The 15,514-nt window shown below is 70.5% G+C and carries 10 protein-coding genes; 6 read left to right on the top strand and 4 right to left on the bottom strand.

What is annotated here, in order from left to right; genetic code table 11:
- The first annotated feature begins 532 nt into the window (after positions 1–532).
- Entirely contained in the window at positions 533–3,178 is a 2,646-nt protein-coding gene (glgP, locus tag G4Z16_RS08745) for an alpha-glucan family phosphorylase (protein WP_197350284.1), read from the top strand.
- Positions 3,179–3,295: 117 nt separating this feature from the next.
- On the opposite strand, the gene G4Z16_RS08740 is transcribed toward glgP, so the two are convergent.
- From G4Z16_RS08740 to G4Z16_RS08730, 3 genes are all read right to left on the bottom strand, one after another.
- Entirely contained in the window at positions 3,296–4,912 is a 1,617-nt protein-coding gene (locus tag G4Z16_RS08740) for a M4 family metallopeptidase (protein ID WP_197350283.1), read from the bottom strand.
- Positions 4,913–5,155: 243 nt separating this feature from the next.
- A complete protein-coding gene (locus G4Z16_RS08735; RefSeq protein ID WP_197350282.1) occupies positions 5,156–7,066 on the bottom strand; it encodes an ABC transporter ATP-binding protein in 1,911 nt (636 codons plus the stop codon).
- The gene (locus G4Z16_RS08730) at positions 7,063–8,952 is read right to left on the bottom strand and encodes an ABC transporter ATP-binding protein (protein WP_246531249.1); all 1,890 of its coding nucleotides are present in this window, start codon (positions 8,950–8,952) and stop codon (positions 7,063–7,065) included. The genes G4Z16_RS08735 and G4Z16_RS08730 overlap by 4 nt, the downstream gene beginning before the upstream one ends.
- Positions 8,953–9,314: 362 nt before the next feature.
- Here G4Z16_RS08730 and G4Z16_RS08725 point away from each other — a divergent pair, with 362 nt between their 5' ends.
- The 5 genes from G4Z16_RS08725 (at position 9,315) to G4Z16_RS08705 (ending at position 14,387) form a co-directional block, all read left to right on the top strand.
- Entirely contained in the window at positions 9,315–10,547 is a 1,233-nt protein-coding gene (locus G4Z16_RS08725; protein ID WP_425508062.1) for a L,D-transpeptidase, read from the top strand.
- 244 nt (positions 10,548–10,791) lie between these two features.
- Entirely contained in the window at positions 10,792–12,027 is a 1,236-nt protein-coding gene (locus G4Z16_RS08720) for a L,D-transpeptidase (RefSeq protein WP_246531247.1), read from the top strand.
- A 97-nt stretch (positions 12,028–12,124) separates the two neighbouring features.
- Complete coding sequence (locus G4Z16_RS08715; RefSeq protein WP_197350280.1) at positions 12,125–12,892, top strand: enoyl-CoA hydratase/isomerase family protein; 768 nt, start codon at positions 12,125–12,127, stop codon at positions 12,890–12,892.
- Between the two features lie 369 nt (positions 12,893–13,261).
- Positions 13,262–13,717 carry an ATP-binding protein gene (locus tag G4Z16_RS08710; RefSeq protein ID WP_246531246.1) on the top strand — a complete coding sequence of 152 codons (456 nt, stop codon included), beginning with the start codon at positions 13,262–13,264 and terminating at the stop codon, positions 13,715–13,717.
- Positions 13,718–13,820: 103 nt separating this feature from the next.
- On the top strand, positions 13,821–14,387 hold the full coding sequence (locus tag G4Z16_RS08705) for a hypothetical protein (RefSeq protein ID WP_197350276.1): 567 nt from the start codon (positions 13,821–13,823) through the stop codon (positions 14,385–14,387).
- Positions 14,388–14,444: 57 nt separating this feature from the next.
- Here G4Z16_RS08705 and G4Z16_RS08700 read toward each other — a convergent pair whose 3' ends face one another.
- Complete coding sequence (locus G4Z16_RS08700; protein WP_197350274.1) at positions 14,445–15,506, bottom strand: LacI family DNA-binding transcriptional regulator; 1,062 nt, start codon at positions 15,504–15,506, stop codon at positions 14,445–14,447.
- Between the last annotated feature and the right edge of the window lie 8 nt (positions 15,507–15,514).

Below are 15,514 nucleotides of genomic sequence, written 5' to 3'. Positions count from 1 at the left end.
GGGGCTGGAATGCGCGACCGGACAGGAACACGGATCCAGCGGCGCAGGCGGTACCGGGAGCTGGTCAGGAACCCACCGCTGTGCTGCGCCGTCACACTTCACCCCGACGGGGAGCGAGCGTGCCCTGGGCCGCTGCGCGCGGCCCGCACCGTTGCTCTCCGCTCACCTCCGTGCTCTCTGCCCGTGACGTCCGCGTCCTGTGTGGAGAGGCCCAGGTGGGACGTGCAGAAGTTGTGCCCCCTGTACTGAGGCCACGAAGCTTAGGAGGAGAGGCGGAGCTGGGTCGAGAGGGTGGAGCAGGGCATTCCGGCCCGGGCCTGTGACGAGCGGAATTGCCCGGACGATGTGACGGATGTGACGGAGGCCGAGCCGAATCGGCCTCCCCGGACGTGCGTTGACGGCACCTCACCCGGTGCGGATCCGGGCTGTGCGGCGGGCCTCCGGCGCGGTGGGCGCGCCGCGTCAGGGTGGACATCCCGCGTGAAATGGATCATTGCCGTGATGGGTGTGTATGCCCCGTTACGGTCGAGGGGTGAAGGCCATTCGTCGTTTCTCCGTTCATCCCGTACTTCCCGAACCCCTCCGCCCCCTCAGCGAACTGGCGCACAACCTGCGCTGGTCCTGGCATCCCCCGACCCGCCGCTTCTTCAGCGAACTGGACCCGGAAGCCTGGCGGCTCGCGGGCGGCGACCCGCTGCGCATGCTCTGCGCACTGACGCCCTCCAAGCTCGCGCGGCTCTCCTCCGACGGAGCCTTTCTGCGGAGGCTCGCCGTCGCCGCCGGCGATCTGCACGACGCCTTGAACGAGCCGCGCTGGTTCCAGCAGGAGGCCGCCTCCGGTGATCTTCCGCGGGCCGTCGCGTACTTCTCGCCGGAGTTCGGAATCACCGGAGGTCTGCCGCAGTACTCCGGCGGCCTCGGCATCCTCGCCGGGGACCATCTCAAGGCCGCGGGCGACCTGGGGGTGCCGCTGATCGGCGTGGGACTCCTCTACCGCCAGGGCTACTTCCGGCAGAGCCTCTCCCACGACGGCCGTCAGCAGGAGCACTATCCGGCACTCGACCCGGCGGAGCTGCCGCTGCGGCTGCTGCGCGAGGAGGACGGCCTGCCCGTACGCATCGAGCTGCGGCTGCCCGGCGGCCGGTCGCTGCGCGCACACGTGTGGCAGGCACGGGTGGGACGCGTGCCGCTGCTGCTGCTCGACTCCATGGTCGGGGCGAACGCGCCGTCCGAGCGCGAGGTCACCGACCGCCTCTACGGAGGCGGGGGCGAGCACCGGCTGCTCCAGGAGATGCTGCTCGGCATCGGCGGCGTGCGTGCCGTGCGCGCATACTGCCGGCGCACAGGCCACCCGGCACCGGAGGTCTTCCACACCAACGAGGGCCACGCCGGTTTCCTCGGCCTGGAGCGCATCCGCGAACTGGGGGAGCAGGGGCTGGAGTTCGACGCGGCGCTGGAGTCCGTGCGGGCGGGCAATCTCTTCACCACGCACACTCCTGTCCCCGCCGGTATCGACCGCTTCGAGACCGGTCTGGTCGCGGCCCACTTCGGCGAGGACGGCGAACTGGACGGCGTCGCCGCCGACGACGTGCTGCGGCTCGGCGCGGAGAGTTATCCCGGCGGTGACCCCGGTCTGTTCAACATGGCGGTGATGGGCCTGCGTCTGGCCCAGCGCGCGAACGGCGTCAGCACCCTGCACGGCGAGGTCAGCCGCGCGATGTTCGCGGGACTGTGGCCCGGGTTCGACCCGGCCGAGGTGCCCATCACCTCGGTCACCAACGGAGTGCACGCGCCCACCTGGCGTTCGCCCGAGGTGCCCGCCGACGCCGCCTCGCTGCCGGACGGCGAGCTGTGGGCGCTGCGCCGCCGGCTGCGCGAACAGCTCGTGCACGACGTACGGGCACGGTTGCGTGCGTCGTGGCGTGAGCGCGGTGCCGCCGACGCCGAACTCGGCTGGACGGACGGGGTGTTCGACCCGGACGTGCTGACGATCGGCTTCGCGCGGCGAGTGCCGTCGTACAAGCGGCTCACCCTCATGCTGCGCGACCGCGAGCGGCTCACCGGTCTGCTGCTGCACCCCGAACGGCCCGTGCAGATCGTGGTGGCGGGCAAGGCGCACCCGGCGGACGACGGGGGCAAGGAGCTGATCCAGGAGCTGGTGCGGTTCGCCGACGATCCGCGGGTGCGTCACCGCATCGTCTTCCTCCCCGACTACGGGATGGACATGGCCCAGGCGCTCTACCCCGGCTGCGACGTATGGCTGAACAACCCGCTGAAGCCCCTCGAGGCGTGCGGCACCAGCGGCATGAAGGCCGCACTCAACGGTGCTCTCAACCTCTCGGTGCGGGACGGCTGGTGGGAGGAGTGGTTCGACGCGGACTTCGGCTGGGCGGTGCCGAGCGCGGACGGCGAGGCCGCCGCCGACGAGGACCGCCGGGACGGAATCGAGGCCGCAGCGCTGTACGGACTCATCGAGGAGCACGTCGCGCCCTGCTTCTACGACAGGGGCGGCAGCGGCGGTTCCGGGGTCGCGGGCGAGGCCGTGCCGACGCGCTGGGTCGGGATGGTGCGCAGGACCCTCGCGCGGCTCGGACCGAAGGTGCAGGCGGAGCGGATGGTGCGCGAGTACGTCCAGCGGCTGTACGCACCGGCCGCACGCGCCCATCGCGAGCTGGCTCCGCAGCCCGCACGCGAACTGGCCGCCTGGAAGGCGCGGGTGCGGGAGCAGTGGCCGTCCGTCGCCGTCGGCCCCGTCGAGCACGAGCGGCACGACGGGCAGGAGGGGGCCGGCCGCAGGGAGTGGCAGGAGGGACACGAGCCCGCGGAAGGAGAGCACGGACCGGACGACGGCCTGGCCCTCGGCACCTGCCTGACGCTGCGCGCCCGGGTCGCCCTCGGCTCGCTGTCCCCCGAGGACGTCGAGGTGCAGGCGGTGGCCGGACGTCTGGACGGTGCGGACAGCATCGCGGGCGGAGACGCGGTGAACGTGCCGCTCAAGCCCGTCACTTCGGCGAGCGGCGGCCCCGATCTGGAGGGGCGGTGGACCTACGAGGGAACCGTCACGCCCGGCAGCGCGGGCCCCTTCGGATACACGGTGCGTGTGCTGCCCGCGCACCCGCTGCTGGCCTCGGGAGCCGAACTGGGCCTGGCGGCCGCACCGCAGGACGGCGGCGTCTGAACACGACGACGGGGCGGGTGCGGTGCGCCGTTCAGCGCACCGCACCCGCCCCGCGGGTGTGCCAGGGGCCCTCAGCCCCGGCTCTGCAGCCGGGCCCTGCGGGCTAGCCGTTCTTGGTCACTTGACCGCGACGGCCGTCCAGGCTGCCTCGACCGCCTTGGTCTCGGCGCTGTCGGCACCGAAGAGGTCGTTGGAGGCCTTGACCGTCGCCTCACGGGCCGCCTTGTAGTCCGTGTTGGCGGTCATGTTCTCCGTGAGGGCCTTGAACCAGATCTCCTGGGCCTTGGTGATGCCGATGCCCTCGACCTTGGAGCCGTCCGAGGTCGGGGAGTCGTACTCGACACCGTTCTTCTCGGACTTGCCGCTGCCCATGGACATCAGGAAGAACCAGTGGTTCGCGATGCCGGACGAGTAGTGCACGTCGACGTCGCCGGCCTTGTCGCTCCACTCGTCGAGGGAGTTGCCGTCCTTGCTCGGCTTGTCCATGTAACGCAGCGGAGTGCCGTCGCCGTTGATGTCGATCTCCTCGCCGACGAGGAAGTCGGCGACGTCTTCCTTGTTCTCCGGCGCGTGGAACTCGGTGGCCGCGGCGAAGATGTCCGAGGTGGCCTCGTTCAGACCGCCGGACTCACCCGCGTACTCCAGACCCGCGGTCGTGGAGGTCACGCCGTGCGACATCTCGTGGGCCGCGACGTCGAGCGAGGTGAGCGGGGCCTTGTTGCCCTCACCGTCGCCGTAGGTCATGCAGAAGCAGCTGTCGTCCCAGAAGGCGTTGACGTAGTTGTCGCCGTAGTGGACGCGGCTGGGCGCACCCTTGCCGTCACCGGCGATGCCTTCGCGCTTGAAGACGTCCTTGTAGAAGTCCCAGGTCTGCATGGCGCCGTAGTGGGCGTCGACAGCAGCGGTCTGGGCGTCCTCGGGCTTGCCGGTGCCCCACTTGTTGTCCTCGTCGGTGAAGTCCTTGCCGTCACCGCTCTCGCCGTTCTCGAGGTTCGTGGTCTTGCTGCCGCCACGGCTCTCGTCGCTCAGCGTGAACTTGCCGTCGGAGCCGCCGGTGGTGAGCTTGACCTCACCGCTGTACATGCTGGCGCCGGTGCCGTCCGCTTCCTGGATGGCCTGGTACTCGGAGAGCTTCTTGCCGCTCTTGGCGTCGGTGATGACGTGCAGCTGGCTCGGCGCGCCGGACTTCTGGGTGCCGCCCTTGACGGTCTCCCAGGCCACGACCGGCTTGCCGTGCATCGCGTAGACGACCTTGCGCGGCGCCTTGCTGCCCTCGGCCTTCGGCGTGGCGGGCTTCTCGGCGGCGCTGATCCCCTTCGTCGAGACGGCGGAGATGTCGGCCTTCGTGCCCTTGGTGACGCCGGTCTGCTTGCCCGACTTGGACTTGTGCACGACCAGGTCGCCGCCGAGGACGGGCATGCCGTCCAGCGTCCGCTCGTAGCGGACGTGGGTCGCGCCGTCACGGTTCTTGATGACGTCCTTGACCTGAAGCTTCTCGCCGGAGCCGAGGCCCAGGGCCTTGGCGTCCGCGGCCTTGGCCGCGGTGGAGTCGGCCTTCTTGATGAGCTGGGTCTTCTGGACCGCCGTCAGGCTGGCGGCCTTGGCGCCCATCTTCATGGCCGACGCGTCGTCCGCGGGGCCGGCCGTCGCCGTGCCGGCGGTGATGCCCGCCACGATGAGCGCGGCGCTGGCTGCAAGAGCGGATATCCGCTGTTTCTTGCTGAGGGTTCTCACTCGGTGGCTCCTTCTGCCGTGGGGGCCGGGCGGCTGCGATCTGCGGCTGCCCGGGCAGAACCTTGGAACTGGAATGCGAATAGTCGTGCACTGTGCGAAAACACGACTGCCGGTCACACTACTGTCGAGTACGTGCAGATGTCACCGCTTCCGGCAGACAGCGTTCACAGGTTGACCAGACTTTGTTCGTTGTTGACCATCGATTCACCGGATAACGGACGCTGATACGGGTGTGGTTGGGCTTCACCGCTGGTCACGGTGGGGTACGGGTGCCTGGACCAGACTGTCGCGCCAGGCGCTGTGAAGACCCGCGAATCTTCCCTCGCCGGCGATCAGTTGGGCCGGAGTGCCGTCCTCCACCAGCCGGCCGTCCTCCATCACGAGCACCCGGTCCGCGATCTCGACCGTCGAGAGCCGGTGGGCGATGACCACCGCCGTGCGTCCCCGAAGCACCGTCATCATCGCCTGCTGCACGGCCTGTTCGCCCGGAATGTCCAGAGATGAAGTCGCCTCGTCCAGGATCAGCACGGCCGGATCAGCGAGCAGGGCCCGGGCGAAGGCCACGAGTTGCCGCTGCCCCGCCGAGATCCGGCCACCCCGCTTGCGTACGTCCGTGTCGTAGCCCTCGGGGAGCTCGCTGATGAAGTCGTGCGCGCCCAGGGCCTTCGCGGCATTCTCGATCTCCGCATGGGTCGCGTCCGGCCGGCCGATGGCGATGTTCTCCGCGACCGTGCCGGAGAAGAGAAACGCCTCCTGCGTGACCGTGACGACGCTGCGCCGCAGTTCGGCGCCCTCCACGTCGCGCAGGTCCACGCCGTCGAGCAGCACCCGGCCGCGCGTGGGGTCGTAGAAGCGGGCCAGCAGCTTCACGAGCGTGGACTTGCCCGCCCCGGTGGCACCCACCAGCGCCACCGTGCGCCCCGAGTGGAGCGTCAGCCCGAAGGGCGGCAGCACCTCGCCGCCCGTGCGGTAGCCGAACGAGACGGAGTCGAAGACGACTTCGCGGCCGGCACGGCCGTCGGCACGCGGCGGAAGGGCCTGCGGCGAGCCCGGCTCCGGAACGGACGGGCGCTGGGCGAGGAGACCCGCGATCTTCTCCAGCGAAGCCGCCGCCGACTGGTAGGAGTTGAGGAACATCCCGAGGTGGTCGATCGGCTCGTACAGCCTGCGCAGATAGAGCGCGGCGGCGGCCAGCACGCCGAGCGCGAGATCCCCGGCCGCTACGCGGTAGGCGCCCCACAGCACGATGACCGCGACGGCGGTGTTCGCGGTGAGCCGCGAGGTGACGACGTAACGCGCCATCTCAAGCAGGGAGTCGCCGTTCATCTTCAGATGACGTCCGTTGAGCCGCGCGAACTCCTCGTCGTTCGCGCGCTCGCGGCGGAAGGTCTGCACGGCACGGATTCCGCCGACGGTCTCGGTGAACTTCACGATCACCGCCGCCATCGCCGTGGAGCGGCTGCGGTAGACGCGCGCGGAGCGCTGCCGGAAGTTCTGCACCAGCAGCGCCAGCGGGACGAAGCTGCCCAGCGCCGCGGCGCCGAGACCGGGATCCAGCCAGAGAAGCGTCAGGACGATGTAGACGACGGAGACGATGACGGCCAGCAGTTCCTGCAGCCCCTCGTCGAGCAGTTCGCGCAGCGAGCCGACGTCCGTCGTGGAGCGGGAGATCAGGCGTCCGGAGGTGTAGGGGTCGTGGAAGTCGACGTCGAGTGCCTGTGCGTGCCGGTAGATCCGCCCGCGCAGCTCCAGCAGCACACGCTGGTTGATGCGGGCGGCGGCGACGATGAAGGCGTACTGGAGCCCGCCGGAGGCGAGTGCGCAGAGCAGGTAGGCGAGCCCGACCGCGACGAGCAGCCCCTGACCGCCGCCCCCATCGCCCTCGCCCCGCAGCGCCGGGACCGCGTGGTCGATCGCGAAGGCCACGAGGAGCGGGCCCGCCTGCACCGCCGCCTGCTGGAGGAGCAGCAGCAGGGCCGCGCCGGCGACGCGCGGCTTGTGCGGGCGCAGCAGCGAGCCGAGCAGCGTGCGTGCGGCGTGAGGCGGCGCGGGCAGGACGTCCCGGTCGAACGGGTCGGGTGCGGGCGGCTGTTCGGGCCCGGGTTCCTCCGCGGTGCCGGGCGTGGCGGCTGCCGTTTCGGCGGTGCTGGTCAACTCCGCTCCTCCTCAGGCTCGTTGCTCTCGCCGGACATCAGGCGGCGGTACTCGGCGCTGCTCCTGAGCAGTTCGTGATGCGTGCCGACGGCCGCGATGCGTCCGCCCGACAGCAGCGCCACGCGGTCCGCCAGCAGCACCGTCGAGGGCCGGTGTGCGACGACGAGCGCGGTGGTCGAGGCCAGCACCTCGCGCAGGGCGGCCTCGACGGCGGCCTCCGTGTGCACATCGAGGGCGGAGAGCGGATCGTCCAGTACGAGGAAGGAAGGCCGGCCCACCACGGCGCGCGCCAGGGCGAGACGCTGCCGCTGCCCGCCGGACAGGCTCAGCCCCTGTTCGCCGACCTGGGTCCCGGAGCCGTGCGGCAGGGCGCCGACGAAGCCGTCCGCCTGCGCGACGCGCAGCGCACGGTCGAGCCCGGACCGCTCGTCCGCACGGTGCTCGGGCGCGGCGTGTTCCGGCTGCGGCGGCGGTGCGCCGTGCTTCAGGGGGCCGGACTCCGGTGCGGGAGGGCCGGGAGCGCCGTCCCTGGTGGCTTCGGCGCCGGATCGCGACCGGGGCAGGGGCATCGCGGCGTGGGCCGGGTCGTCCGCGCCCATCAGCACGTTCTCCGCGACGGTCGCGGAGAAGAGCGTCGGCTCTTCGAAGGCCACGGCGACCCGTGAGCGCAGCTCGGCGCGGCGGAGGGTGCCGATGTCCTCGCCGTCCAGGGTGATGTGACCGGCCGTCACCTCGTGCAGACGCGGCACGAGCGCCGTCAGGGTCGTCTTGCCGCTTCCCGTCGCGCCGACGAGGGCCATCGTCTCGCCGGGGCGCACGTGCAGATCGACCCCGTCCAGTACGGGCGGTGCATCTTCGGGCGCGTCGGGGTAGCGGAAGACGACGCCGCTGAAACGCAGTCCGCCGGCGGGCGTTGGCCCGCCCGCGCGTGCTGGGCTGCCCCGGGGGCCGGGCTCCGGACCGGTCCTGCTGAGCACGTCCGCGGGCTGCGGCTCGTCGAGGACCTCGAAGAACCGGTCGGTCGCCGTCGCCGACTCGTTGCTCAGCGCGAGCAGGAACCCGGTCGACTCCACGGGCCACCGCAGAGCCAGCGCCGTGGACAGGAACGCGACGAGTGTGCCGGCGGAGAGCTCGCCATGGGCCACCTGAAGGGTGCCGAGCACAAGTGCCGCCCCGATGGCGAGCTCCGGCAGCAGCATGATCACCGCCCAGATGCGGGCCAGCAGCCCCGCCTTCTCCAGCTCCGTGCCGAGCAGCCGTTCCGAGAGTGCGCGGAACGCGCGGGCCTGGCTGCGGTGCCGCCCGAACCCCTTGATGACACGGATCCCGAGGACCGCCTCCTCGACGAGCGTCGTCAGGTCACCGATCTGGTCCTGCGCCCGGCGCGCGGCGTGCGAGTAGCGGTACTCGAACACCGCGCACAGCCAGACGAGCGGCACGAAGGGGCCGAGGACCACGAGGCCCAGCGTCCACCGCTGCGAGATCAGGATGACGCAACCGACCATCACCGTCACCGCGTTGACGAGCAGGAACGTCACGCCGAAGGAGAGGAACCTGCGCAGAAGTTCGAGGTCGGTCGTCGCACGCGAGAGCAACTGGCCGCTGGGCCAGCGGTCGTGGAAGGAGACCGGCAGGCGCTGCAGATGCCTGTAGATGTCGGCGCGCATGGCCGCCTCCACCCCCGCCAGGGGGCGGGCGCTCAGCCACCGCCGCAGCGCGAACAGTCCGGCCTCGAGTACTCCGATGCCCAGCAGCAGCGCACCGCCCGTCCACACGCCGGCGGTGTCACGCTCGGCCACGGGCCCGTCGACGATCCACTTCAGCACGAGCGGGATGACCAGACCGGTGCACGAGGCGAGAACGGCAACGAAGGCGGCGCCGAACATCCGCGCCCGCACCGGCCGTACGTACGGCCACAGCCGGAGCAGCGAACGCACCGCCGAACGGCTGCGTACGGCCGCCGCCTCTCCGTCCGTCCTCCCGGCCGTCGTTCCGGCGCCGCTGCCGGTCGTGTTGCCGGCCGTCCCGCTGGTCGTCCCCGTCCCGGTCGTCACCGGCCTGAGACTACGGCGGGATGGTTGCACCCTTCATCTGCTTTTTTCCCGCCGAGTCGGTGCTCGCACGTCGGTGGTCCGCCCGCGATGCTTCCTCTACGGGACAACTCGAACACCGTGCGTGACCGACTCGTATCCCCTCCGGCAGCGGGTCGTTGGTCCCCGTACGGATGAGCTTCACGGGGAGTGCGGACATGGATCGGGCGGGGCGGACGGAACACTCGGGCTGGAAGGGTCTGCTGATGAGGAACAGCGCGCTGAAGTGCTCACTGGCGGTGCTGTGCGTGATGGGCGCGCTGCTGTCGGGCTGCGGCGCGTTGGTCGAACCGCAGACTCCCGCGCAGCTGATCGAGGTGACGCCTCGGGACGGCGCGAGGGATGTGACGGCCGGCAGCCCGCTGCGGGTGACGGCGACGGAGGGCCGGCTGGAGAAGGTGCAAGTCACCCGAAGGAGCCGGGGCGCGGGGCGGGAGGTCCCGGGCAGCATCTCGCCCGACGGGCGCACCTGGCGGCCCGCCGAGCAGGCACGTGAACTCGTGCTCGGCAGCAAGTACCGGGTCGACGTCTCCGCACTGGACGACGAGGGGCGGCGGGCAGCGCGGCACACCACCTTCACCACGAAGGCCCAGCCGCGGCGCTTCATCGGCTTCTTCACGCCCGAGCACCGGCAGACGGTGGGCACCGGGATGATCCTCTCGATCAGGTTCAACCGTCCGATCACCGACCGCGAGGCCGTCGAGCGCGGCATCCGCGTCTCCGCGAGCCCGCAGGTGAAGGTGGCGCCGCACTGGTTCGGCGCCACCCGTCTGGACTTCCGGCCCGAGGAGCGCTGGGTGCCGGGCACGCGCGTCACGCTGGATCTGCGGCTGCGCGGTGTGCGCGGCGCTCCGGACGTGTACGGGGTGCAGAGCAAGCGCGTCCACTTCACGGTCGGCCGGGACCAGCACAGCGTGGTGGACGCCCGCAGCCACACGATGACGGTCAGGCAGAACGGCGAGATCGTCAGCCAGGTGCCCGTCACGACGGGGTCGGAGAAGAACCCCACGTACACGGGGGACATGGTCGTCAGCGAGAAGTTCGAGGTGACCCGCATGAACGCGAGGACCGTCGGCTTCGGCGGCGAGTACGACATCGACGACGTGCCGCACGCGATGCGCCTGACGGAGAGCGGCACCTTCCTGCACGGCAACTACTGGGCGCCCAAGCGGACGTTCGGCAGGGAGAATGTCAGCCACGGATGCATCGGGTTGCGGGACAAGAAGGGCGGCGACCCGTTCAGCCCGGCCGGTACGTTCTTCCGCAACTCCCTGATCGGTGACGTGGTCACCGTGAGGAACTCCGGAGAGCGCGTGGTCGCGCCCGACAACGGCCTCAGTGGATGGAACATGCCCTGGTCCGCGTGGACGGCCGGATCGGCCCTGACCTGAAGTCCCTCGTAGGCCCCGCCGGACGGCCCGTCCGGTGCCCGGATCGCCCGGGGGAAATCGCGACGGAACGGTGACAGTTTCGGGGATTCCTTCTCCATCTCGGTGTGATTATCTAGCGCCTGCACTGTCGTGTTTTCCGTTCGGGACCCTCACGATGGTGTAGGCAGCCGTGCGAGGGGAGTAGCCCGCTGTGGATCTGAAGACCGTCGCCAGGGATGCGAAGGCGAAGTTCAGCCCGGAGGCGATACGGGGGGACACCAGGACGCAGGTCATAGGCGGGTCCGCCGTGGGCCTGGTCGTGCTCGCGGTGGTGCTGCTGCTGACGCTGACGACCTGCGGCGGCGCCGGCGGGGGAGTCGGCGACGAGGGAGCGGGGGGCGAGAAGTCGAAGAAGTCCCGGGCCGTCGTCGAGATATCACCCAAGAACGGCGCGGACGGCGTCGGAACGCAGGACGCCCTCAAGGTCACCGCGGCCAAGGGCCAGCTCGTCAAGGTGGACGTCAAGGACGAGGACGGCAAGGCCGTCGAGGGGAAGATCGCCAAGGGCGGCAAGAGCTGGGCCCCCGCGAAGCACCTGACGACGAAGACGAAGTACACGGTCGAGGCCCACGCCAAGGACTCCGAGGGCCGCAAGGCCACCGAGCGGGCCAAGTTCACCACGCTGACCCCCGACAGCACCTTCATAGGCCGCTTCACCCCTGAGGACGGCGACAAGGTCGGCGTCGGAATGCCGGTCTCGATCAACTTCAACCACGCGATCAAGGACCGGGAGGCCGTCGAGAAGGCGATCTCCGTCACCGCGGACCCCGAGGCCGACGTCGAAGGCCACTGGTTCGGGAACAACCGCCTGGACTTCCGCCCCGAGGAATACTGGAAGGCCGGCACGAAGGTCGAACTCGATCTGGATCTCGACGGCGTCGAGGGCTACGACGGTGTCTACGGCGAGCAGGACAAGTCCGTGAACTTCACCATCGGCCGGAGCCAGGTCAGCGTCGTCGACGCCAAGTCGAAGAAGATGAAGGTGACCCGCGACGGCGAGAAGCTCAGGACGATCGACATCAGCTCCGGCAGCCCCGAGAACCCCACGTACAACGGCCGCATGGTGATAAGCGAGCGCCACAAGGTGACGCGGATGGACGGCCGGACCGTGGGCTTCGGGCGCAAGGAGGAAGCCGGCGGGTACGACATCAAGGACGTGCCGCACGCGATGCGCCTGTCCACCTCCGGGACCTTCATCCACGGCAACTACTGGCTCAATCAGGGGCAGTTCGGCTCGGTGAACGCGAGCCACGGCTGCGTCGGGCTCTTCGACAAGAAGGGCGGCGACGACAAGTCCACGCCGGGAGCCTGGTTCTTCAAGGAGTCGATGATCGGCGACGTCGTGGAGATCAAGAACTCCAAGGACAAGACCATCCAGCCGGACAACGGCCTCAACGGCTGGAACATGGACTGGGACGAGTGGAAGGCCCCGCAGAAGTAGGTCCGCTTCCTCGCGCAAGCGGTCCGGGAATTGCGATGGTGCGGCCGGGCACGGCCGCACCATCGGCCTCGCGCGTAACGGCCGTTAACCTTCCCCCATGACTGTGAATCTCGAAGTCGCCGAAGGCGTGGGCACGCTGCGCCTCGACCGTCCCCCGATGAACGCGCTGGACGTCGCCACCCAGGACCGGCTGCGTGAACTCGCCGAGGAGGCGACCGCACGCGACGACGTGCGCGCCGTCGTGATCTACGGCGGTGAGAAGGTCTTCGCCGCGGGAGCGGACATCAAGGAGATGCAGGCCATGGACCACACGGCCATGGTGAAGCGCTGCAAGGCGCTGCAGGACTCCTTCACCGCGGTGGCCCGCATCCCCAAGCCCGTGGTCGCGGCCGTCACCGGCTACGCGCTCGGCGGCGGCTGCGAGTTGGCGCTCTGCGCGGACATCCGCATCGCGGGGGAGCGCGCCAAGCTCGGGCAGCCGGAGATCCTGCTCGGGCTGATTCCGGGAGCGGGCGGGACGCAGCGGCTGGCGCGGCTCGTCGGCCCGGCGAAGGCCAAGGACCTCATCTTCACCGGCCGGCAGGTCAAGGCGCCCGAGGCGCTGGAGATCGGGCTCGTGGACCGGGTCGTGCCGGACGAGGAGGTCTACGAGCAGGCGCGGGCGTGGGCGGCGCAGCTCGCCAAGGGCCCGGCGATCGCGCTGCGTGCCGCGAAGGAGTCCGTCGACGTCGGCCTGGAGACGGACATCGACTCGGGGCTCGCCGTCGAACGCAACTGGTTCGCGGGCCTGTTCGCGACGGAGGACCGGGCCACGGGCATGCGCAGCTTCGTCGAGGAGGGACCGGGGAAGGCCGAGTTCGGCTGAGCGGACGAGCGGCCGGGAGTGCCGCTTCCTGACCCGGCATCACGTGGAATCTCCCGTACCGGGGTGGGGTGGCTGGGGGTGGCGCGCAGCGCGGCTCCTGTGCGCCCCACCTTGTGGGGGAACGGGACCGAATCGGCCGGGCGCCTCGCAATTCCCTCCCGTTACGTGGCGATCGATGGGTTACCGCAGGTCATGCCAGGTCGGAGCCGCCCTTGTCCGACCGTCCACCGGTGTGCGCCCAACAGCCCGGCGTGCGGAGGGAGTTGTTCCGGAAACTGGGAATTGGTTGAACGGCCCCACAACTGCCCTGCTCCGGCCATCATGGTTGCCATGGCGGGACAGGGAGAAGTGGCGAACGTGAGCGAGCGGATGCCAGAAGTCCCGGGTGAACCGACGAGCGACAGCCTCTCCGGCGCTGCTCTCGATCTCGTCGGTGACCCGACGATCGATGAGGTGCGCCTGCCGAACCGTCCCGAGTCGGCCAGATGCGCCCGCGATCTCGCCCGTACCGTCCTCGAGTCGCACTGGTCGCTGCCCGGGCCCCTCACCGACGACGCCGTGCTGCTCGTCTCCGAGCTCGTCGGCAACGCCGTGCGCCACACCGGGGCTCTCGTCTTCGGGCTGCGGATGATGCGCCGCCGCGGCTGGATCCGCGTCGAGGTGCGCGACCCGTCCCGCGGTCTGCCGTGTCTGCTGCCCGTGCAGGACCTGGACACCAGCGGACGGGGTCTCTTCCTCGTGGACACCCTCTCCGGCCGCTGGGGAGTCGACCTGCTGCCCCGCGGTAAGACCACTTGGTTCGAGATGCGGATCGTCGGCGGCTGACGGCTCGTCAGCCGCTCGCCTGATCGGTGCTACCGTGCGGCGGACAAGGAAGCCGGGCGGCAGACCGCCGCCCGCCGGCGATCGCGGGGGAAACATGATCGGCGTGCTGGGTCGCGGACCCCACGGGAAGGCGGCGCTCTGTGCGCCGCTGCTGATACTCGCCCTGCTCACAGGGCTCACCGGATGCGCGGGTGCGGACGGCGGCGAGGGCGGGGCCGACGCGGCACCGAGCAGTCCGCCGGACGCCAAGGGCGGTTCATCACCCTCACCGAAGACGAAGGACAAGCCTTCCGCCGGCGCCGAGCCCTCGGCGTCCTCCACGCTGCCGAAGGCCGCCGACGGCACGGACACCAAGGCCTGCTCCGACGGTGACTGCGAGGTCGAACTGTCCAAGGGGGATGAGATCCAACCCCCGTCCTCCTACGGCGTCGACAAGTTCACCGTCCAGAAGATCGAGGATCACGTGATCACGTGGACGGCGGGCTTCAGCGGCGGACGGGTCTCCACGTCGGCCCGGGGTGCCCAGAACTCCTCCACGAGCTGCACGAACGGCTCCTGCAGCGGCAACCTGGGCAAGAGCAAGGGCAAGATCGAGATCAACCGGCTCGTCATCGAGTTCACGTCGATCGGCGACGACCGGGCTGTCGCGAGGATCTCGCCCAAGAAGTGAAGCGGACTCACGCGCTCCCGTAACCCTGCGGGCCGGTGTGCCGGTGCGGGCGGTCCGTCAGGACGCCGGCACCGGTCCCGTGGACTCCCGGACGACCAGCCGCGGCGGCCTGGGTGCGGCCACCGGGCCCGCACCGCTCTCCTCCAGCAGACCCAGCAACTCGTTCGCGGCCGCCCGTCCGAGCTGCTCGATGTCCTGGTTGACCGTGGTCAGCCGCGGATAGACCAGCTCGCCGAGCGGGAGGTCGTCGTAGCCGATCACGGACAGGTCCCGCGGCACGTCGAGACCCAGCCTGCGGGCGGCGTTGATGCCCGCGACGGCCATGGTGTCGTTGCCGAAGAGGATCGCGGTGGGCCTATCGTCGGCCGGTTCCGCCATGCGTCCCACGGCGGCGGTGGCGTCCTGCGCGGTGAACTCGCCCACGACGACGTGGCTCGGGCGCAGCCCGTGCTCCGAGAGGCAGGACTCGACGACCTTCCGGCGGAACGTCGTGTGCACCTTGTCCTCGGGGCCCGAGACGTAGGCGATGCGCCGGTGCCCCAGCTCCACCAGGTGCCCGATCGCCTCGCGCAGCCCCGCGTCCTGCCCGGCCGCCTGCACATGGGGGATCGGGTCCTCCTGCCAGGGCCGCCCCACCAGCACCGCCGGAAGCCTGAGACGGCGCACCAGATCGAAGCGCGGGTCGCCGATGCGGCTCTCGGTGAGGATCACGCCGTCCACGCGCCGCTCCTCGGCGAGCCTGCGGTACGCCCGCACCTCCGCCTCGGGCTCCTCGCCCACGATGTGCAGCAGAAGTCCGTAGTCCAGCGGGGCGAGTTCGCTCTCGACGCCGGAGATGAGCAGCGCGAAGTGCGGGTCGGCCGTCAGCAGATCGGCACCCCGGCCGACGACCATGCCCAGCGCTCGCGTGCGGGCGCCGCGCAGGGCCACGGCGGCGGCCGACGGCGACCACTGGAGCTTGTCGGCGGCGGCGAGCACGCGCTGGCGCGTGGGCTCGGAGATGCCGCCCTTGCCGTTGATCACTTTGGAGACGGCGGCTACGGAGACCCCCGCGACGGCGGCCACATCCGTGATGGTCGCCTTTCCGGAGCTCTTCCTCCCCCGGGCCGTACCGGCCATCCCGTCTC

It is taken from the genome of Streptomyces bathyalis (assembly GCF_015910445.1).
Taxonomy (GTDB): Bacteria; Actinomycetota; Actinomycetes; order Streptomycetales; family Streptomycetaceae; genus Streptomyces; species Streptomyces bathyalis.
This window is presented reverse-complemented; position numbering and strand designations above follow the sequence as displayed.

What these genes read in the sequence shown, in the direction of transcription:
- G4Z16_RS08700 (WP_197350274.1), bottom strand. Translation starts at nt 15,506, where the DNA reads ATGGCCGGTACGGCCCGGGGGAGGAAGAGCTCCGGAAAGGCGACCATC.
- G4Z16_RS08710 (WP_246531246.1), top strand. Translation starts at nt 13,262, where the DNA reads ATGCCAGAAGTCCCGGGTGAACCGACGAGCGACAGCCTCTCCGGCGCT.
- G4Z16_RS08730 (WP_246531249.1), bottom strand. Translation starts at nt 8,952, where the DNA reads ATGTTCGGCGCCGCCTTCGTTGCCGTTCTCGCCTCGTGCACCGGTCTG.
- G4Z16_RS08725 (WP_425508062.1), top strand. Translation starts at nt 9,315, where the DNA reads ATGGATCGGGCGGGGCGGACGGAACACTCGGGCTGGAAGGGTCTGCTG.
- G4Z16_RS08715 (WP_197350280.1), top strand. Translation starts at nt 12,125, where the DNA reads ATGACTGTGAATCTCGAAGTCGCCGAAGGCGTGGGCACGCTGCGCCTC.